This is a genomic window from Methylococcus capsulatus str. Texas = ATCC 19069 (assembly GCF_000424685.1).
Taxonomy (GTDB): Bacteria; Pseudomonadota; Gammaproteobacteria; order Methylococcales; family Methylococcaceae; genus Methylococcus; species Methylococcus capsulatus.
On sequence record NZ_AUKJ01000004.1, the window covers coordinates 20,231 to 37,674 of the forward strand.

A 17,444-nucleotide genomic window follows, 5' to 3' on the forward strand; every position below is an offset into this window, starting at 1 on the left:
CCCAGGGAGGACCACGGCGCGCAGAAAAAAAGCATCCCGCAGGATGCTTTTTTCTGCCGCCCATCGCAGGGCGAGTCAACTCTTGGAGTTATTTTCGTTGTTGGCGTAGTCGGTGATCTTCTGAGTCAGCTTGCTCATGAGCACATCAAAACCCTCCCGGTCGATGACGCTGGTGTACTGGGCTTTTTTCAGCGCCAGATCGCTGATGCCGTCGACGACGATGTTGATGATCTCCCACTTACCGTCGAACTGGTTGACCATGTAGTCGAACTTCACGGGAGTTTCCTTGGGCGCCACCATTTTGTAGCGCACCACCACGCGGTCGGGCTTGACCGCCTGATCCGAATCGTACTGGAACTGTTCGCCGGCGTAGCTGTTGAACTGAGCGGCATAGGTGGCAATGCTCAGCTCCGTGAGCTTTTTCACGAACTCCCGCTTCTGGTCATCATTCAATGTCTTCCAGTGCGCCCCCAGGGCAATCTGGGCCACGGCTTCGAACTGGAAGACCTCGCGCACGATGGGATCAAGCTTCTTGTATCGGCCTTGATAACCCAATTGTTTTGCATTTCTCATCACGTCGATGAGCGCGCCGTTCAATTTATCCACCACCGCGCGCGCGGCCTCCGTACCGGTGTCGGCGGTGGCGACCCTCCCCGCCGACAACATCAAGGCCAGCGCCAACCCGCCAAGCATTCGTAAGAACATGGGATTCCTCACCATAGGCATATTTGCAACAAAATATACCATAAGACCCACATCCCCCGAACCGGTTTTGAACCAAATGGCGGCATCGCGCTCCCTTCGATGCAGGCGTCGCGTTTGAAAGACGGGAGGATGATACGCCCGGGAACACCTTCCCGGGGGAAACGGCAGGGCGCCTACCGCCGCTGCAGACGCAGGGAATTCAATACCACGGAAACGGAACTGAAAGCCATGGCGCCCGCCGCGATCATGGGACTCAACCGTCCCATGACCGCGAGAGGAATCGCGATCGTGTTGTAGCCGAAGGCCCACGCCAGATTCTGATGGACGACCCGCAGTGTGAATTGGCTCAGCGCCATGCCGTCCGCCACCCGGCTGATGTCGCCCTGGCTGATGATCATGTCGGCGGTCTGGATCGCCACGTCGGTGCCGCTACCTATGGCGAAGCTCACGTCCGCGGCGGCCAGCGCGGGCGCATCGTTGACGCCGTCGCCGATCATCCCCACCCGCTCCCCTTGCTCCTGCAGGGCGCGGATGATCTCCAGCTTACGCTCCGGACGGGCACGGGCGGTCACTTCCGCAATGCCCACCTGCTGCGCAATGTGCTGGGCAGCCGCTTCCACGTCGCCCGTCACCATCAGGGTGCGGACGTTCAGGTCCTGCAGTCTCTGAATGGCGGCCCGCGCATGCTCCCGGGGCCGGTCCGCGATGCCGAACACTGCCGCGAGCTTGCCGTCCAGCGCCATGAAAACCGGGGTCTTGCCCTGCCCGGCCAGGTTCGCGACCGGCTCTACCGCCGCCGTAAGACCGACGCCGGACTCTTCCAGCCATTCAGCGTTGCCTATCAATACCTCACGCCGATCCACCCGGGCACGGATACCTCGTCCCGGCACGCTGTCGAACGCATGGGAAACCAGCGGTTCGGCTCCGACGTCCCGAGCCTTGCGGACGATCGCCCGTGCCAGGAAATGCTCGGAATCGATTTCCGCCGCCGCCGCCAGGCTCAGCAACCGGGTCTCGCCCAGCCGCGCAAACCGGATGAGGTCGGTGACTTCCGGCTTGCCTTCGGTGATGGTGCCGGTCTTGTCGAACACGATCGCAGTGAGTTTCGACGCCATCTCCAGGCTTTCGCCATTGCGGATGTAGATGCCCTTACGGGCGGCCTGCCCCGTGCCGACCATGATCGCCGCCGGCGTCGCCAACCCCAGTGCGCAGGGGCAGGCGATGAGCAGCACCGCGATGGCATTGGCGAAGGCCCTGGCCGCGGGCGCGCCGAGCCAGACCCAGCCCAGGAAGGTGCCGGCGGAAATCACCAGGACGGTCGGCACGAACACCGCGGAAACCCGGTCCACGGTCTTCTGGATCGGCAGCTTCGAGGACTGGGCCTGCTCCACCATGTGGATGATCCCGGCCAGTACCGTGTCCTCCCCCACGGCCGTGACCCTGACCTGGAGCGCGCCGGAGCCGTTGACGCAGCCGCCGATCACCCGGTCGCCGGGCCGTTTGATGGCGGGAACGCTTTCACCCGTCACCATGGATTCGTCGATCCCGGAAATGCCGCTGAGAACCTCGCCATCGGTGGGCAGACGGTCACCGGGACGCACCCTTACCACGTCTCCCACCTGCAAAGATTCGACCGGCACCTCGAATTCCTCGCCGTCCTTCAGGAGCGTAGCGGTGGCAGGCTGCAGGTCGAGGAGACGCCGAATCGCTTCATGAGCGCGCCCGCGGCTGGTCTCCTCCACGTAACGCCCGTACAGCACGAAACTCACGATGGCGGCCGCGGCCTCGAAATAAAGCTCCCCGCGCCGCGTCAGCAAGGCCACGACACTGGAACCGTAAGCCGCCCCGACGCCCAGCGCGACTAGCGAGTCCATGTTGGCGGTACCCTGACCGGCGAGTTTCCATGCCTTGGAGAAAAACGAGCGGCCGCTGCCGAGTACCACCGGTGTCGTGAGGATGGCGCTCAGCCAGGCCCATACCCGTCCGTGCGGCATTACCATACCGAGGACGATGACGGGAGCGCTGAGGAGGACCGACACCAGAGCCTGACGCCGCGCCTTACGCAGGCGTTCGGCTTCCCGCGCCGCCATGAGTTTGCGCTGGACGATGCTGTCGGCCGCATGGGCGCGATAGCCGAGCCGCGCGATGGCCGCCATGACTGCATCGCGGCCGAGGACGGCCCGGACGGTGGCGGTTTCCGTGGCGAAATTGACTGATACGTCGCGGATACCCGGCTGCCGCTTCAGCATCATTTCGATGAGCAGCGCACAGGAAACGCAGGTCATTCCTTCGATCGCGAACTGCCACTCCCGCACCGGCCCGTTACCAACCGGGATCCCGGGCGTTTCCGGCGCCGGTCTGCGGCGGCCCAGGCTGGCGATCAGGTGATCCGCCACCTGCAGCAAATTCGCACGCGGCAGCTGTTCCGGATTGAAGCGGATCGCCACCGAGCCGAGGTCCGCCACCACCCGCACGGACCGTATGCCGGCATGCTTGAGCAGGAGAATCTGCAAGAGGTAACAACGCTCCGGGTCCTTGCGCAGCGCCGGCGCCTGGATCCGGATACGCCGCCGCAAGGCATGCACGACATCCAGATTGGGCCAGGCATGCGCGAACGGCGCCGCCGGAGCTCGGGGCGTCGAAGTATCCAACCCTGCGGAGTCAGACATTGCGGGGACGCCGGGACCGGACCAGCAGGAAAATCAGGTAGAACACCGCCATCCACTCGTAGCGGTAGCGCAGCGGCTGTCGCAGCCAGTGCTGGGTGATGAGATGCCAGTGCAGCTTGATGAGATAGAGCACCAGCACATCATTGAAGAACTCTATGAATCCTCTTTCCCGCGCTGGCGTCAGCAGCCTGGGCGATTTTTTCAGGGTCCGCCCGGCGACTATTTTCATGGCCGCCAGGGTTTCGCCCGCTTCCTGCGCTTTTTCCCGCAGCCAGCCGAACGGCCGGCCGCCCACGATGCCCACCCTTCCCGGCACCCGACCCGACTGTCCGACACCGGCATCGACGAGTTGGGCCAGCCGCCGCGCAATGACTTTGAGATCGCACACGGCGATGTCGAAACGCACCGATAGTTTGCGGCTGCCCGGCGACAGGCTGACGCGGTAAACGCCGTCGAGCGCCCGCAAAGCAGCCTTGATCTGAGTCCGGGCCGAAACCTCGCAGAGCGGGGCCGGCAGCTCGAACCGCACGTGGCCGACACCGTTGTAACGCAAGATGATCTGTTTTTTCAGTGACATGATCTCATCGACGCATCGCCTCGGACTGCCCGCTGGTTTCATCCACCTGTTCAGGCATCACCCCGCTCGGACCCCTCCTGGCGTTCGGCCAGCAGGTCTTCCAGATTTTCCCGCTGCTGAAGGATGAAATCCTTGCCGCCTTCGGCTACGCTCATGGCCGAGCCGATGATTTCCTTGCGGTATTTGTGAATGTAATAGCCTGCGGCCATGCCCAGGCCGAACAGCACCAGCGGATGGGTGAACACCCGCTTGAACAGCGAGCGGCCGGTGTGCGTCCCCGCCGTCGCTGCCGCGCCCACCGCCGCACCCTTGGCCACCGTGGCGACGTTGTGCGACGACTGGACCAGCTGGCGGGCGCCGTGCATCACACCGTGATTCATCATGCCCTCCATACCCGCCATCGGCCCCATCATTCCGTGCTCCATCGCCTTGGCCGCGCCCATCGCCGCGTCCGCCATCGTCTTTCCGCCGTGTACATGAGCCATGATCTAGTTCCTCGCTGACTTTGCCGAACAATCCGACGCCCCTTCGAGGGGAGCGGTCGAGAGCCGTGTCCGATTATCGGTCATCGCTCGAAAGAGGTAAATCCGGCGATCCTGCGCGGGCGGGTCCGGCCTCCGGCAGGATATCGGCCTCGTGCAGCATCGCGTAGATGCCCTGGCAGCCTTCACAGCAGAAGACCTTGAGCCCGCTGGTGGTATTGAGGGGAAAGCCCGGCGGGATCACCGACAGACTGCACAGGTCGCAAACACGCGGTTCGGTGTCCATCCATCGCCTCCTTGACGTCTCTAACGAAAAATCAACGAACTCGAGCAGTTATAATAATAAAAAACTCCGCGGCAGCTTGACAGCTTGCGGAGTCTGCACCGGGATTCCCGGCGGGAAGGTTGGAATTCAGTGACAGCTGAAGCTCATGGTCGCAGCTTCGGCGCCGTCGCCCGACCCCCGGATGGCACGGCTGGAAGCCTTCATGAGGGCGATCCGGAGTGCCCCGGTCAAACTGGTCCCCAAACCGACCTGGGTCGCGATCGCAGGCACCAGAATCAATGAAGCGAAAGCGAGACCGGTGCCGATCAGCAGGGGTCCGAGGGGCGCATCCTGCTTCCGCGTGCGGGCCGTTTTTGACTTTTCGACGGTTTTCACATGGGCTACCTGGGAAGTTTTCATGTTCGGCTCGCTCTGATGGAAATGAATGCTGCGACGAAACAATCTTTTTCAACATTCGTGCCCAATACCCAGCCGATTGATTCGCAACGAGCCGCGACTCGACGGTGACGCGGCGACGCATGAGGTCATGGCGTATCACACAGGCAGGCTGCGTGATATCACGCACTTTTGAAACCAATCTTTCCTCCCCCGCTCGCCAAGATCCGGGGACCCGCGAGATTCGACTTACGGACAAACTGGCAGAAAACCTGCACGCTTTATAATCTCCAGGCATCCTGGCCGTCCTCACACATCTTCCGTACCACTACCCATCGGAACTATGAACTCGACCAACGCAGCGAACCGGCAGTCCCTCGCGAGCCCCTCGACCTGGCTCAGACGGCCTGGCGCGATCGTCCTGGGAATCCTGGGCGTCATCGTCATCCTCTTCCTGGACGAACGCATGGGTACCCTGGCCCAGATGCCGGAGTTGGGGCGCGACATGAACTACTGGCTGCTGTTCGTCACCGGTCTTCTGACCGGTTTCCACTGCGTCGGCATGTGCGGGGCGCTGGTGCTGGCGTATGCGGCCAAACCCGCCAGCGGCGGCAGACCCACTCCCTTCTCCCATCTGCTCTACGGGACCGGCAAGACCCTGTCCTACACCTTGATCGGAGCGGGTTTCGGCCTGATCGGCTCGATATTTTCCTTCTCGCCGATACTTCGGGGTGCCATCGGCATCGCCGCCGGCCTGTTCCTGGTGCTGTTCAGCTTAGGGATGCTGCGCTGGATTCCCGCCCTGAGCCATTTCCAGATCAAGACCCCGAGCTTCCTGCTGCGCTTCATCGGCGCTCAGTCGAGGCGGTCCCACAGCCCCTTCGTCATCGGCCTGCTCAACGGTCTCATGATCATCTGCGGCCCGCTGCAAGCCATGTACGTCATGGCCGCGGGCACCGGCAGCCCGCTTGAGGGCGCCCTGCTGATGTTCTTTTTCGGTCTGGGGACGCTGCCGGTGATGCTCAGTTTCGGATGGTTCGCCACGCTCATCTCGGCCGGGCTGAAACCCAGGCTGGTCCGGTTCTCGGGTGTCATCGTGCTGATCCTGGGGATACTGATGGTTAACCGCGGCCTCAAGGCCAGCGAAAGCGGGTTCGATTTCCACTCCCTGGTGGTAAGACTCTCCGGCTTCACCGAATCACGCTGGGGGTTCGTCCTGGCCACGCCGGATGCCCCCATGTCACCGGACATGTCCGGGATGCATCACAACCACTGAATGTCCGCTTCCCCCGGCGGCTCGATGAATCGACCGAACGAGAAGCGGCCCGCCACCGCCGATTTTGAGTCGGCCCGCCGGGCCCGCTAGAATCGGCGCTTCCTCTCTCAATTTCCTCGGGCGGACCTCCATCTTGCACGACACCGAATTCGAAACCCGCGCGGCCGAACTCATCGAAGCCGGCCGCTTCATCGACGGCCGCGGTTGGGTTCCCGCCACCAGCGGCAATTTTTCCGCCCGCCTCGGCGACGGCCGGATCGCCATCACGGTTTCCGGCCGGCACAAAGGCCGGCTGCGCCCCGAGGACATCATGCTGGTGGACGCCGCAGGCCGTTCGCTCGATGGCAGAAAGCCCTCGGCGGAAACCCTGCTGCACACCGGGATCTATCGGCGCTATCCAGAGGCCCACGCCGTGCTGCATCCGCACTCACCCGCTTCGACCCTGTTATCGCGGCTGGTGACCGGCGCGGTCATCCTGGAAGACTACGAGTTGCTGAAGGCCCTGGCCGGCATCGATACCCATGCCACCCGCATCGTTGTTCCGGTCTTCCCTAACGATCAGGACATTCCCCGCCTCGCCCTGAAAATCGAGGAATACCTGGTCCGGCACGACAGGGTTCACGCCTACATCATCGCCGGCCACGGCTTCTACACCTGGGGAAAATCGGTCGCCGACGCGCTGCGCCATGTGGAAGCACTGGAATACCTCTTCGACCTGGAAACCCGCATGCACGGAGTCAAACGATGAGCCTTCTGACCATACACCCCGAGTCCGGGACCTCGGCGCCGGAGATCATCCGCGAAGGCGATGCCATCGCCGCACGGCTGGCCGAAATCGGCGTTTTGTTCGAGCGCTGGCAAGCGGGCCGGGCATTCGAACCGGATGCCGAACAGCAGACGATCCTTGCGGCTTACGCCGATTCGGTCGAACGCCTGAAGGCGAAATACGGTTTCGAATCGGCCGACGTCATCAGCGTCGGCCCCGATCATCCGCAGAAGGACGAACTGCGGGCGCGCTTCCTGAGGGAGCATACTCACGGCGATTTCGAAGTTCGCTTCTTCGTCGAAGGCCGCGGCCTGTTCTACCTCCACCCCGGCGACCGCGTCTACGCCATCCTTTGCGAGCGGGGCGACCTCCTGAGCGTCCCTTCGAATACCCGCCACTGGTTCGACATGGGCGCCGAACCCTGCCTGAAGTGCATCCGGCTGTTCACCACCGCGGAAGGCTGGGTCGCCGATTTCACCGGTAGTGACATCGGCGACCGCTTCCCCCGGCTCGAGGATTACCTGAAGCATTACGCATGATCCGCGCGATTCTCACTGACATCGAAGGCACGACCTCCTCGCTGTCCTTCGTGAAGGAAACGCTGTTTCCCTATGCCCGCGCCCGCATGGCCGACTTCGTGCGCAGCCATGCCCGAGACGCCACCGTGCAGGCCCTGCTCGCCGATGCCAAGGTGGCGGCCGGCGACCCCTCAATGGACGATGAACACGTCATCGCCCGGCTCGTCCGCTGGATCGACGAAGACCGCAAGATCACGCCGCTCAAGGCGCTCCAGGGGCTCATATGGGAAGAAGGCTACCGTAACCGCGACTTCTTCGGGCATGTGTACGACGACGCCGTGCGACGGCTCAAAGCCTGGCATGAACAGGGCATCAGCCTGTATGTGTTCTCCTCCGGTTCGGTGCACGCCCAGCGCCTGCTGTTCGGCCATACCGCCGCTGGCGATCTGCAGCCCCTGTTTTCCGGCTACTTCGACACCCGGATCGGCGCGAAGCAGGAACCCGCCGCCTATAGCGCCATCGCCCGGGAACTGAATCTGCCGCCGTCGGAAATCCTGTTCCTGTCGGACATCGAAGCCGAACTGGACGCCGCCAGGGAAGCGGGCTACAAGACGTTCATGCTGGTTCGGGAGGGCGGGGCCAAGGCGAGTCATCACCCACAGGGTGCGGATTTCGACGCCATCCGACCGGAACTCCTCTGATCCTCGGAGACTGCGCCACTCACGCGACCGCGGCGACTCGTAACGGTTTCGTAACATTCAGAGGGTTGATTTCGCGCGTTCGTAGCGCTTAAAGTTTGGCCTTTGCCCGATCGGGGTGCGTCGATGCGCCCCCCGGGCCACCAGGATGTCGCAAAAGCCACTGGCATCGGCTCCGGCCGCAGCGGCTTTTCCCGCACCCTGTCATCAAGACGTTCGACTACCGATAGGGGTAATCATGGGATTCAATTCGTCCTTGCGCGCGCCGTCGCGCGCATCCGAACCCAATCTCAGCCGCCGCAGTTTTCTCACCCGTGCAGGGATCGCCGCCGCCGGGGCCCTGCTGATTCCCAGCTTCGACGCCTATGCGTACTCCTTGAGCAGGGAACGCACCCTGTATCTCTACAACAAGCATACCGGCGAAGACATGACCCTGGTGTGCTGTCCGGAACGGAACTACGACCGAGCTCTGCTGCGGCAATTCAGTCACTTCCTCCGGGACCATCACGCCGATGAGAGCTATCCCATGGATCCGGGGCTGATCGACATTCTCTACGCGATCTCCGCGATGACCCGCTCCAGCGGCACCTTCGAAATCATTTCCGGCTATCGCGCGCCGGAAACCAACCGGATGCTGCGCAGACACAGCCACGGGGTGGCGGAACACAGCCTGCACATGGAAGGGAAGGCGATCGATCTGCGCATGAGCGACGTCAGCACCCGCACGATCCGCAAGACCGCATTGGCGCTGCAATACGGCGGCGTAGGTTATTACCGCCGCGCCGATTTCGTGCATCTGGACACGGGACGCATCCGCTCCTGGTAAGGCCCTGGGCCGGGCACGCTGGACAGGTCGGGCCCGCTTGCGCAAACTATGCGGGACCCGCCGTACGGTCGCCGGCGCCCTCCGCGGCCGGCCCAGCGCTTGCCCGGTTCCCTTCAGGATACTCCGGCCGCAGGACGAGACGGTTCGCCCACCTTCTGGAATGGATACTCGCCTACGCATGAAAACCCCGCGCCTCATCCTGCTGTGCCTGATCTTCACCACCGCCCAAAATGCCGCAGCCATGGGACCGAACACGCTGAAGGGCCCCATGAGCTTCATCGAAGTGCTCAACGAGGTATTGGTCATGCGGCCGGTCGGCCTGGTGGCCACGATCGTCGGCACGACGCTTTTCCTGGCAACCAGCCCCTTCACCGGCATCGCCTCGGCGGCCGAGCCACACGACGCCTTCCGCAAGGCCGGCGATGCTTTGGTGGTGGGACCGGCGGCGTTTACTTTCTCCCGCCCGTTCGGCGTCTACGGCTACAACCCCAAAGGGGTTTATCCTGAGCGCCGGCCGGACTGAGCGCGGAAATTCGCAGGCCATGGATCCCGATTTCTGGCACGAGCGCTGGCGGCAGAAGCAGACGGGCTTTCACCAGACACAAGTCAATCCGCTGCTCGAGACCTTCTGGCCTCGATGCGTCGGTCCTGCGCGGCCCAGGGTTTTCGTTCCCCTCTGCGGCAAGTCCCTGGACATGGTCTGGCTGCGGAATCGGGGGCATTCCGTACTCGGGAACGAACTCAGCCCCATCGCGGTCGACGAGTTCTTCCGGGAAAACGGCTTGTCGGCGGTTACGACACCGCTCGGAAACGGCTTCGTCCGCGCCGAGAGCGGCGATATAAGCCTGCTGTGCGGAAACTATTTCGACTTGACTCCGGACCTCATCGGCAAGGTCGGAGCGATCTACGACCGGGCAGCTCTGGTGGCGATGCCCCCGGAAATGCAGGGCCGCTATGCCGAGCAGGTCTTCCGGCTGCTGCCGGAAACCCCGCCCATGCTGCTCATTACGCTGGAATACGACGCCGAGGAAATGAGCGGCCCGCCGTTCCCCGTCCCTGAGGAAGCGGTGGTTCGCCTGTTCGGACCAGCCTACCGGATCGAGCTGCTGTCGGCGCGCGATGCGTTGGAAGGGAATCCGCAGCTGCGCGCCAAAGGATTGAGCCGCCTGACCGAAAAGGCCTATTGGCTGCGGGCCCAGGCCTCGGCCTGAACCATGAGGGCAGGCTCAGCGGCGCCCGCGGCCGCCAGAGCGTGGCCCCTTGTCCAAGGCGACATAGATCGTCTTGCCTTCGTAATCGGAACCGTCCAGAGCCTCGATGGCCTTACGGGCCTCGTGGCCTTCCATGCTGACCGAAGCCGTGCCGCGCGCCTTGCCGGTGAACATGTCGCGGCTGAGCTGCAGCTCGAAGACCTTGCCGTAGCCGGTGAACAGTTCCTTGAGGCCCGCCTCGGTCGTTTGGGGCGGTAAATTTCTGACAAAAAGTTTCAACATGGGCTGGGCACCTTCATAAAGGAGGGTCGAGCGGAGCGCTGCGACGAAGCGCGGCGTCGCGCTGAGTGAAGAGGAAAAAACAGGCCGCTTGAAGCGGCCTGTTTTCGTCAGTAGCGGTACGCGACAAGCGGGCTTGCCGCCCGCATGCCATCCCGGCACAACGAGATGGTGGTTACAGAACCACGACGTTCTCGGCCTGCGGCCCTTTCTGGCCGGCGACCTCGGTGAAGCTCACCCGCTGGCCTTCTTTCAGGGTCTTGAAGCCTTGGCCCTGGATCGAACGGAAATGAACGAAAAGATCACTGCCGTTTTCACGCTGGATGAAACCAAATCCCTTGCTTTCATTGAACCATTTAACGGTTCCCTGTTGCTGTTGTGACATATCGAATCTCTCGAAAAAATGGGTGGAAACGTAAAGCGTAGTATTACGGCGAGTGGGCAGGTGGAGCGGGTATGGTTCCGGGTGGAACGAACGCTACTGAAACTTGCGTGGCACGGACCCCAATACGACGGGGCTAAAGTAAAGTAATTCGGTACCGTTTTCAAGAAAAATCGAAAAATACGGATCGAGTGCTCACCGAAACGGATGGAAGGCGGACAGCCAGCCCCAGTAAACGGCCAGGTTCATCAAGGCCAGGGGCACACCCGCCATCGCAAACGTGTGGAAGCCAAGCGTAACTCGATGTTTTTTCCGCATGCTGAGCGATGATGACGTTGCTGGCCGCGCCGAGGATCAGAAAATTCCCCGCCACCGTGCTGCCGGCCGCCAAAGCCATCAGCGCCTCGGTCGAAATACCGGCTTCGCGCAGCATGGGCAGATAAAGCGCAACCAGAGGCACGTTCGAGACCAGTTGGCTAAGCCCGGCACTCAGGCCGAGGACGGTGGGAACGTCCGTCGGATCCAAAGGCCATCGGACCATCCAGGACTGGATGGCGCCGCTTTGCCAGACGCTCGCCATCAGAACGAACATGGCCGGGAAGAATGCCAGGGTCGGCCAGTCGATCCGCCGCAGCAACGACCGCCGTTCCGAGCCAAACAGCAACACGGGGGTTGCCGCGGCGAGGGCGATCCAGCTCAACCGCATCCCCTTCTCGCCGCCTGGCAAATGGCGCCAGGCAATGAGCGCAACCATCAGCCAGAGTCCCGCTCTGGCGAGCCTTGCCAGTCGCCAGTCCAGCATCTCGACGGGCGTATGGACCAGACGCGCTCCCCGCAGACTGCCGCGGTAGAGCCAGCGCAGCCACAACCACGCCAACCCCAGGTTCACCACCGTCGGCACGCCGAGCATGCCGAGAAAAGTCGGAAACGGATCCGGCAGGCCGGTCATGGTCGCAATCAGCAGATTCTGGGGATTGCCGATCGGACTCGGAACGCTCCCCAGAGTCACCGCAAAGGCCAGCGCAAGCAGCATCATGCGCGGATCGAGATCGTGCTCCCGAGCCAGCCGCAGCACCAGCGGCGTGCCGACGATGGCTACGGTATCGTTCATCAGCAGCGCCGACGCCAAACCGCCGCCGTACAGCACCACCAGGACCAGCCCCTGGGGCGAGCGGAGACGGGAAAACCACCGATAGGCCACGTAATAGAGGTAGCCGCTCGCCACCAGCGCGTCCCCCAACACGAACATCCCGAACAGGAACAGCATGACGTCGGGATCGATCGCCGCAAGCGCCTCGCGCCAGCCGATCTCTCCCGTCGCCAGCACCGTCAGCGCCCCCGCGCACATCGCCTGCCATATCCTGACCGGCAAGCCGCCGATGGTTCGGGCCGCGATCAGACAGAAGACCACGCCGAGCGTAACGAGGGAGATATTCATGGACGACTTTGAGAAAAATTCTGCCTATGGTAGAGGCCGCACACTTCCACACCGGTGTGTCCGTCAAACCAAGGAGGCACGGGAAAAAAAGGCGTATCTTACCCTGCTCGCCGCGGCCGGCTCCGGGATCGTTGCAGTTTCGGCCCAGGTGGGCGAAACCGGACGGTCCAAGACCAAAGGGCACCTCGAAAACCCCCCAACCTGACCCGCCCGGTAAAATTGCTGCCATCGGATCGTGACCTGTGGCCAGAGCGCCATGAAGAAGCGCAGTGCCATCAAGACGGACCTGTTTGCGGACACGCATCATCGGGAGAAGCTCGACAAGCCGGGCGGCCCGCTCATGGCAATCGAAGCCTGTATCGACTTTGCCGCGCTGGCGGCGGAAGTCGACCGGATAGCGCCCCGCCCGGTCGGTCCCGAAGGAGATCGGTCGCCGCTTCCCACTGAAACCATGGTGCGCATTCGGGTTCTGAAGCGCCCGTACGACCTGTCCGACGAGCAGATGGAGTATCAGCTGCTGGATCGCATGAGCGGCAAGCGCTGCTGCGGCCTGGTCCAGGCCACGAACATCCCCGACCGGACCATGGTGTGGCCGTCCGGGAACCGGACCGACGAAGCCGGCGCCAAAGCGATCTTCAAGGGCGTCACGGCGCAACTGCTCGAGAACGGCTTCATCGCCCGGGCGGACAGATCATCGATGCCACGCGGGTTCCGGCGCCGAAGCAGCACGTCACCCGGAATGACAGGGAAACGCTCAAAGAGGGTGACATGCCAGCCGCCTGGAAACCCGCCAAGCGCCGCCAGAAAGACCTGGATGCGGCCCGGCCCCGGAAGCATGGCCAGTGCCACCATGGCTGCAAGCTCTATGGCCGCATAGCGCCCGAAGTGGGCCGCATCGCCGCTGCCCACGGCGGTCCGGAACAAGAATCGGGCGAAGCTGCCCGGAAAAGCCGCAGTTTGTCGAGGAATTGGAGCCGGACTCGGTCAGTGGAATCGCCCGGTGGCCGGATTCATTGGAAATCGTGGGTCATTCGAGGGGCCCAAGACTTTTCTTGAGATTGTCCAGCCCGGCGCGGAAAAACCTCTGCATCGCCGCAACGGCGGCCTCGTCGTTCAGCTCGTCCGGCGGGAAGTTTCCGGTATCGCCGCGATAGAGCCGACTCTTCCATTCGATCTGGCTGCCCGTCTCGGTGGCCTTGACCTTGAGCACGGCGGAGTAGGAACTGGCCGGCAGCGCCTTGACGTTATCCTTGCCCAGCCGGTAGGTATATTCGTGGGCTGCCGGGTCGTAGGCATCGAGTTCCTCGGTGAGCTGCTCGCCGTTGAGAAAATGGAGGATGCGCTTCTCGCCGGTGGTGTTGCCGCCGGTGCTTTCGCTCTTGGCCAGAGCGGGATTCCACTGCGCGATGGCACCGAAATCCTTCACGGCGTTCCAGACCCGGTCCACGGGAGCCGCGATCTCCACGGTCTCGACGACCTTTTGGGGGGTGGGTCCGTGCGCCAACGAAACGGAGGCGAACAGCAACGCGGTCAGGATGAGCATCGGTTTCATGAGGTATCTCCTTGTTCTTCAGTTTGAGGTTGAAAATCCAGGACGCGGCAGCAGCACCCGCAGATACACCGCCATCAGTACGGCGAGCGCCAGGGCGGCGGGAATCCAGCGGACGTCTGTGGCGATCCGCTGGCGCCGCGCCAAGGCCGGTGCCGTGAGAGCGCGGCCCAGTCCTTCGGGCGATTCCAGGCGGTGGTAGCCCAGGCCGGCGGCTTCGGCGAGCTGGCGCAAATATCCTTCCTTGAGCTGGGACAGATGTTCCGTGCCCCCGGCTCTCTCGCTGCCGAAGGGAGCGTTGCGGGCGTGGTAGCCCTCGATCTGCTCGGGCGGCAGCTCCGACAGGCCGAAGCTCGAGCGCTGCGGGACTTCGTCCTCGCCATAAACGCCCGAACGCCGTCCCGACTCGTCGTACTTGGGGATGGGCGAGAGGCTCAGTCCTCCCACTCCGACGATCAGCCCCCGGACCTTGCCTCTGAGGTCGCTGAAGTCCGGGCGGTAACGGGGATTGAGAGGCGGCGCCTCATGGCCGTCGGTGACGAAAATCACGTCCGCATCGCCGCGCCCCAGCAAATCCAGGGTGTTGTGCAGACCAGCGGCGATCAGACTGTCGGCAGCCCAGGCCATGCGCCAGTCGAGCTGTTCGATGGCGGCGCTGATGGCGGAAAAGCCGGCGCAGGTTTCGATCGGCTCGAATAGCAACGCCGGCTCGCGTTCGGTGAAAACGCCCACCCCCACGGCGGAGCCGCAGGGCAGGTCGGCCACGGCGCCGATCAGGCTCTGCCTGACGAATTCCAGCCGCGACACGGCGCGCGCGCCTCGCCGGTAGTCCTCGACGTTCATGCTGCGGGTGATGTCGACGACGACGATGTGGCTGAACACCGACCGCTCCAGCACCAGCCGGAGCGGGAAACAGGCGGCTACCGCCAGAAGGAGGGCCACAATCAGGCCGGCAAAAACCGGATCGGCAACGCGCTGCCGCCAGATACTCAAGGCAGGCCTCGCGGGAGTCCGGGCAAACCGGTCCACAGCCGTTTGGATTCAGCCGCGGGCGCCTCGTCATCGGCAGGGCTGACCCGGTCCATTTCGGGCATGAGGCGCATGGCCACTTCCAGGTTGTATTTGGCGTCCCAGTGGCCGGGTGCCAGCGACAAGGCACGCCGGTAGGCTTCCTTGGCCAGTTCGGCGAAGACCCGGGCCTGGTCCATTTCCGATTTTTCGACGCGGTCCAGAGCCTGGGCAAGCTGCAGATTGCCCTGGTTGTAATACACGTCGGCGCGGAAGGCGCCATCGCCCCGGGTCTCCAGCAGGTTCAGCAGCTCCAGCGCGTCGCCGTAGCGCTCGTACCGCACGAAATACACGGCCCGCGCCAACAGGACTTGGGGCGATGCCGCCGCCAGCCGTTCCGGCGCGATGTCGTGCCCCCCCAGCAGCTCGGCGATATCGGCATTGGCCGCCGCGGCCTTCCGCCATTGCCTGAGCTCCAGCAGCGCCGACAAGGCCAGCATCAAGGTCAGCCCGGCCGCGATCCGAACACGCCAGTCGCCTCTCATCGCGCCACCTCCATGCCCTTCGCGGCGACCAGCCAGGCCAGCGCCAGCGCCGCCGCCAGATAACAAAAGGCTTGCAGATCCCGCCGCGGCACCCGCTCGGCATAGCGCAGCGGCCGCTGCTCCTCGCGGTCGACGTCGGCGATGGCGCGCTCGAGGGCGTCGGCGTCTTCCGCCTCGTAGGCGCGGTAGGGGATGCCCAGACTGCTGAAAAACAGATGCAGATAGCGCTCGGGCCGCGCCTGGGCGTTGTCGTCCTCCGGGTTGTCCGGAGTTTCGAAGATACCGTGGCTGCCCGCGGTGCGCAGGAATATCCAGTACAGCCGTATGCCCTTCTCCTTGAACCAGCGGCGCAGCTTCAGCTCGCTGTCCGGGTCCACCTCGGCGGCGCCGTCGGACACCAGCAGGACGATACGCGAACCCGCGCTCGAATCGTCGCCGAAATACGAAAGCGCCATCGCCAGCCCCTTGCTCACATGCGTCTGCGCCAGACCCGGCAGCTTCATGGCGTGGACCGCCGCCAGCACCGCAGCCTTGTTGTCGGTCAGCGGCAGCACGAACAACGGGGAGGTGCTGAAGGCGGCGACCCCGACCAGATCGTTGCGTCCGCTCGAGACGAAACCGCTCAGGAGGCGCTCCGCCGCGGCCGACTTGGATTCCTCGCCGCCCGTGGGGGTACGCCCGGCGAAGCTGTCATCCATGCTGCGGCTGCGATCCAGCAGCAGCACCATGTGGGCGCCGTAGCCGGTGCGTTCGACGGTGTACTCGCGCCGATGCAGACCGGCACTGCCCAGCAGCAGCGCCAGGATGGCGCCGGCACCGGCGAGGCGCAGACTCAGGTCGACGGCCCGCGACGCAGTATCGACGGGCAACAATGCATGCCAGGAACACGGGGCAGGACGCAGCGGCAACCGCCACAACGGAAGCAGCATCAGCGGCAGGCCCCACAGCAAGTACGGCGTGTCCAGCGCCCAATCGGTCATGGCCGCCTCCTTTCGGCAAGCTGGCACGAACGGGCCAACGCCTCCATGCGCGCCAGGTCGAACGACGGCGCCGGTGCCCCCTCTCCGAAAAAGACTTCATACGAGGCCAGGAAGAAGTCCTGGATCTCGTCCCGCAAGAGATCGTAGGCCGGATGGCTCCGGAAGAACTCGTCCAGCCCTTCGATGAACAGCGGCTCACCCGAAGTCCGATTGAACGCCTGGTGCAGACAGGAAAAACCTCTGCGCAATGCCTCCCGGCTGTCTCCCAGGCCGCGCAGATCCCGCAGCACCCGGCGGGCCTCGGCGAAATGGCGGCCGCGCGACACGAACGGCAGCCAGGCGCTCAGATAGGCCCACCAGGCCAGCGCGCCCGTGGCTGCGAGGCCGGAACCGACGCTCGCGGCGGCGGGGCCGAGAGTCGGCAGCGGCGCCGGTGCGGCGTCCGGACGCATCGACGGGCCTTCGGCGCGCAGCACCGACAGCGCCCGGATCGGCGCGGTGGTGAAAGTCCAGTCAGGGACCGCCAACCGTTCGCCCGAACCGGCCAGTTGCAGCTCGAAGCCGGGAATCGTGAGGTTCTTCACTTCCAACGGGGCGTAGAAGGTCTGGTATTCCAGCGTCAGTATCCGGCGCCTGCCCTCGCGGCGGACTTCGACCCGCCGCAGCAGCAGCCAGCGGTTGATCCAGCCTTCCCTGGGCAGGGACGCAGCCTCTATTCCCTGCCCCGCATCGGTTTCGACCCGCACCTCGTGGCGGATGAGATCACCGATGACGTAGCCGAAGGCGCGGGGCGTGTCGAACGAGAGCGAAGTGGCGCCATGAAGTGGAACCGATACCAAGGCCGCGACCGGCAGGAGAGACCAAACCACAATTG

General features: G+C 63.9%; 21 protein-coding genes and 1 pseudogene. 8 read left to right on the forward strand and 14 right to left on the reverse strand.

All coding sequences use genetic code 11. From position 1 onward, the window contains the following. Positions 1–75: 75 nt before the first annotated feature. From H156_RS0100510 to H156_RS15565, 6 genes are all read right to left on the reverse strand, one after another. Positions 76–705: an HpnM family protein gene (locus tag H156_RS0100510; protein ID WP_161625722.1), complete on the reverse strand. Its 630-nt coding sequence runs from the start codon at positions 703–705 to the stop codon at positions 76–78. Between the two features lie 173 nt (positions 706–878). After that, positions 879–3,374, reverse strand: coding sequence for a heavy metal translocating P-type ATPase (locus tag H156_RS0100515; protein ID WP_017365086.1), 2,496 nt, complete (start codon positions 3,372–3,374; stop codon positions 879–881). Further along, positions 3,367–3,951, reverse strand: a complete 585-nt coding sequence (locus H156_RS0100520) for a heavy-metal-associated domain-containing protein (protein WP_017365085.1) — start codon at positions 3,949–3,951, stop codon at positions 3,367–3,369. Before H156_RS0100520 ends, H156_RS0100515 begins: the two co-directional genes overlap by 8 nt. Before the next feature lie 50 nt (positions 3,952–4,001). Beyond that, positions 4,002–4,436 (reverse strand): hypothetical protein, encoded by a 435-nt coding sequence (locus H156_RS17175; RefSeq protein WP_154656616.1) that lies wholly within the window; start codon positions 4,434–4,436, stop codon positions 4,002–4,004. A gap of 73 nt (positions 4,437–4,509) precedes the next feature. Continuing rightward, the gene (locus H156_RS0100530; protein WP_017365083.1) at positions 4,510–4,719 is read right to left on the reverse strand and encodes a hypothetical protein; all 210 of its coding nucleotides are present in this window, start codon (positions 4,717–4,719) and stop codon (positions 4,510–4,512) included. 126 nt (positions 4,720–4,845) lie between these two features. Beyond that, the gene (locus H156_RS15565; protein WP_017365082.1) at positions 4,846–5,118 is read right to left on the reverse strand and encodes a hypothetical protein; all 273 of its coding nucleotides are present in this window, start codon (positions 5,116–5,118) and stop codon (positions 4,846–4,848) included. Between the two features lie 319 nt (positions 5,119–5,437). Here H156_RS15565 and H156_RS0100540 point away from each other — a divergent pair, with 319 nt between their 5' ends. The 7 genes from H156_RS0100540 (at position 5,438) to H156_RS0100570 (ending at position 10,389) form a co-directional block, all read left to right on the forward strand. Continuing rightward, a complete protein-coding gene (locus H156_RS0100540) occupies positions 5,438–6,370 on the forward strand; it encodes a sulfite exporter TauE/SafE family protein (protein ID WP_017365081.1) in 933 nt (310 codons plus the stop codon). A 64-nt stretch (positions 6,371–6,434) separates the two neighbouring features. Beyond that, positions 6,435–7,118 carry a methylthioribulose 1-phosphate dehydratase gene (locus H156_RS0100545; RefSeq protein WP_017365080.1) on the forward strand — a complete coding sequence of 228 codons (684 nt, stop codon included), beginning with the start codon at positions 6,435–6,437 and terminating at the stop codon, positions 7,116–7,118. After that, positions 7,115–7,675, forward strand: a complete 561-nt coding sequence (locus H156_RS0100550; RefSeq protein ID WP_017365079.1) for a 1,2-dihydroxy-3-keto-5-methylthiopentene dioxygenase — start codon at positions 7,115–7,117, stop codon at positions 7,673–7,675. Before H156_RS0100545 ends, H156_RS0100550 begins: the two co-directional genes overlap by 4 nt. Then, complete coding sequence (gene mtnC / locus H156_RS0100555) at positions 7,672–8,355, forward strand: acireductone synthase (RefSeq protein ID WP_017365078.1); 684 nt, start codon at positions 7,672–7,674, stop codon at positions 8,353–8,355. Before H156_RS0100550 ends, mtnC begins: the two co-directional genes overlap by 4 nt. Before the next feature lie 235 nt (positions 8,356–8,590). Next, positions 8,591–9,178 carry a YcbK family protein gene (locus H156_RS0100560; protein WP_017365077.1) on the forward strand — a complete coding sequence of 196 codons (588 nt, stop codon included), beginning with the start codon at positions 8,591–8,593 and terminating at the stop codon, positions 9,176–9,178. A 178-nt stretch (positions 9,179–9,356) separates the two neighbouring features. Next, complete coding sequence (locus tag H156_RS0100565) at positions 9,357–9,701, forward strand: hypothetical protein (protein ID WP_017365076.1); 345 nt, start codon at positions 9,357–9,359, stop codon at positions 9,699–9,701. A gap of 19 nt (positions 9,702–9,720) precedes the next feature. Next, positions 9,721–10,389 (forward strand): thiopurine S-methyltransferase, encoded by a 669-nt coding sequence (locus H156_RS0100570; protein WP_010960120.1) that lies wholly within the window; start codon positions 9,721–9,723, stop codon positions 10,387–10,389. Between the two features lie 15 nt (positions 10,390–10,404). Here H156_RS0100570 and H156_RS0100575 read toward each other — a convergent pair whose 3' ends face one another. The 3 genes from H156_RS0100575 to H156_RS15570 form a co-directional block, all read right to left on the reverse strand. Then, positions 10,405–10,671 carry an RNA recognition motif domain-containing protein gene (locus H156_RS0100575; protein WP_026045904.1) on the reverse strand — a complete coding sequence of 89 codons (267 nt, stop codon included), beginning with the start codon at positions 10,669–10,671 and terminating at the stop codon, positions 10,405–10,407. A 172-nt stretch (positions 10,672–10,843) separates the two neighbouring features. Further along, positions 10,844–11,053, reverse strand: a complete 210-nt coding sequence (locus H156_RS0100580) for a cold-shock protein (protein WP_010960118.1) — start codon at positions 11,051–11,053, stop codon at positions 10,844–10,846. A 160-nt stretch (positions 11,054–11,213) separates the two neighbouring features. Next, positions 11,214–12,488, reverse strand: a complete 1,275-nt coding sequence (locus H156_RS15570) for an ArsB/NhaD family transporter (protein ID WP_238536840.1) — start codon at positions 12,486–12,488, stop codon at positions 11,214–11,216. 256 nt (positions 12,489–12,744) lie between these two features. Here H156_RS15570 and H156_RS15575 point away from each other — a divergent pair. Beyond that, positions 12,745–13,352 (forward strand): annotated as a pseudogene (locus H156_RS15575) (transposase); the annotation flags it as partial. A gap of 163 nt (positions 13,353–13,515) precedes the next feature. Here H156_RS15575 and H156_RS0100595 read toward each other — a convergent pair. From H156_RS0100595 to H156_RS0100615, 5 genes are read right to left on the reverse strand one after another with little or no spacing between them, the layout of a single operon-like run. Continuing rightward, positions 13,516–14,040, reverse strand: a complete 525-nt coding sequence (locus H156_RS0100595; protein WP_017365074.1) for an SRPBCC family protein — start codon at positions 14,038–14,040, stop codon at positions 13,516–13,518. An 18-nt stretch (positions 14,041–14,058) separates the two neighbouring features. Further along, complete coding sequence (locus tag H156_RS0100600; protein WP_017365073.1) at positions 14,059–15,030, reverse strand: vWA domain-containing protein; 972 nt, start codon at positions 15,028–15,030, stop codon at positions 14,059–14,061. Continuing rightward, the gene (locus tag H156_RS0100605) at positions 15,027–15,590 is read right to left on the reverse strand and encodes a hypothetical protein (RefSeq protein ID WP_017365072.1); all 564 of its coding nucleotides are present in this window, start codon (positions 15,588–15,590) and stop codon (positions 15,027–15,029) included. Before H156_RS0100605 ends, H156_RS0100600 begins: the two co-directional genes overlap by 4 nt. Further along, the gene (locus H156_RS0100610; RefSeq protein WP_017365071.1) at positions 15,587–16,570 is read right to left on the reverse strand and encodes a vWA domain-containing protein; all 984 of its coding nucleotides are present in this window, start codon (positions 16,568–16,570) and stop codon (positions 15,587–15,589) included. The genes H156_RS0100605 and H156_RS0100610 overlap by 4 nt, the downstream gene beginning before the upstream one ends. After that, positions 16,567–17,439 carry a hypothetical protein gene (locus H156_RS0100615; protein WP_017365070.1) on the reverse strand — a complete coding sequence of 291 codons (873 nt, stop codon included), beginning with the start codon at positions 17,437–17,439 and terminating at the stop codon, positions 16,567–16,569. The genes H156_RS0100610 and H156_RS0100615 overlap by 4 nt, the downstream gene beginning before the upstream one ends. Between the last annotated feature and the right edge of the window lie 5 nt (positions 17,440–17,444).

Excerpts from the sequence above, each read along its gene's own strand:
- H156_RS0100610 (WP_017365071.1), bottom strand. The coding sequence starts at position 16,570 with ATGACCGATTGGGCGCTGGACACGCCGTACTTGCTGTGGGGCCTGCCG.
- H156_RS0100540 (WP_017365081.1), top strand. The coding sequence starts at position 5,438 with ATGAACTCGACCAACGCAGCGAACCGGCAGTCCCTCGCGAGCCCCTCG.
- H156_RS0100510 (WP_161625722.1), bottom strand. The coding sequence starts at position 705 with ATGTTCTTACGAATGCTTGGCGGGTTGGCGCTGGCCTTGATGTTGTCG.
- H156_RS0100605 (WP_017365072.1), bottom strand. The coding sequence starts at position 15,590 with ATGAGAGGCGACTGGCGTGTTCGGATCGCGGCCGGGCTGACCTTGATG.
- H156_RS15570 (WP_238536840.1), bottom strand. The coding sequence starts at position 12,488 with ATGAATATCTCCCTCGTTACGCTCGGCGTGGTCTTCTGTCTGATCGCG.
- H156_RS17175 (WP_154656616.1), bottom strand. The coding sequence starts at position 4,436 with ATGGCTCATGTACACGGCGGAAAGACGATGGCGGACGCGGCGATGGGC.
- H156_RS0100575 (WP_026045904.1), bottom strand. The coding sequence starts at position 10,671 with ATGTTGAAACTTTTTGTCAGAAATTTACCGCCCCAAACGACCGAGGCG.
- H156_RS0100530 (WP_017365083.1), bottom strand. The coding sequence starts at position 4,719 with ATGGACACCGAACCGCGTGTTTGCGACCTGTGCAGTCTGTCGGTGATC.
- H156_RS15565 (WP_017365082.1), bottom strand. The coding sequence starts at position 5,118 with ATGAAAACTTCCCAGGTAGCCCATGTGAAAACCGTCGAAAAGTCAAAA.
- H156_RS0100550 (WP_017365079.1), top strand. The coding sequence starts at position 7,115 with ATGAGCCTTCTGACCATACACCCCGAGTCCGGGACCTCGGCGCCGGAG.
- mtnC (WP_017365078.1), top strand. The coding sequence starts at position 7,672 with ATGATCCGCGCGATTCTCACTGACATCGAAGGCACGACCTCCTCGCTG.
- H156_RS0100580 (WP_010960118.1), bottom strand. The coding sequence starts at position 11,053 with ATGTCACAACAGCAACAGGGAACCGTTAAATGGTTCAATGAAAGCAAG.
- H156_RS0100565 (WP_017365076.1), top strand. The coding sequence starts at position 9,357 with ATGAAAACCCCGCGCCTCATCCTGCTGTGCCTGATCTTCACCACCGCC.
- H156_RS0100520 (WP_017365085.1), bottom strand. The coding sequence starts at position 3,951 with ATGTCACTGAAAAAACAGATCATCTTGCGTTACAACGGTGTCGGCCAC.
- H156_RS0100560 (WP_017365077.1), top strand. The coding sequence starts at position 8,591 with ATGGGATTCAATTCGTCCTTGCGCGCGCCGTCGCGCGCATCCGAACCC.
- H156_RS0100595 (WP_017365074.1), bottom strand. The coding sequence starts at position 14,040 with ATGAAACCGATGCTCATCCTGACCGCGTTGCTGTTCGCCTCCGTTTCG.
- H156_RS0100570 (WP_010960120.1), top strand. The coding sequence starts at position 9,721 with ATGGATCCCGATTTCTGGCACGAGCGCTGGCGGCAGAAGCAGACGGGC.
- H156_RS0100515 (WP_017365086.1), bottom strand. The coding sequence starts at position 3,374 with ATGTCTGACTCCGCAGGGTTGGATACTTCGACGCCCCGAGCTCCGGCG.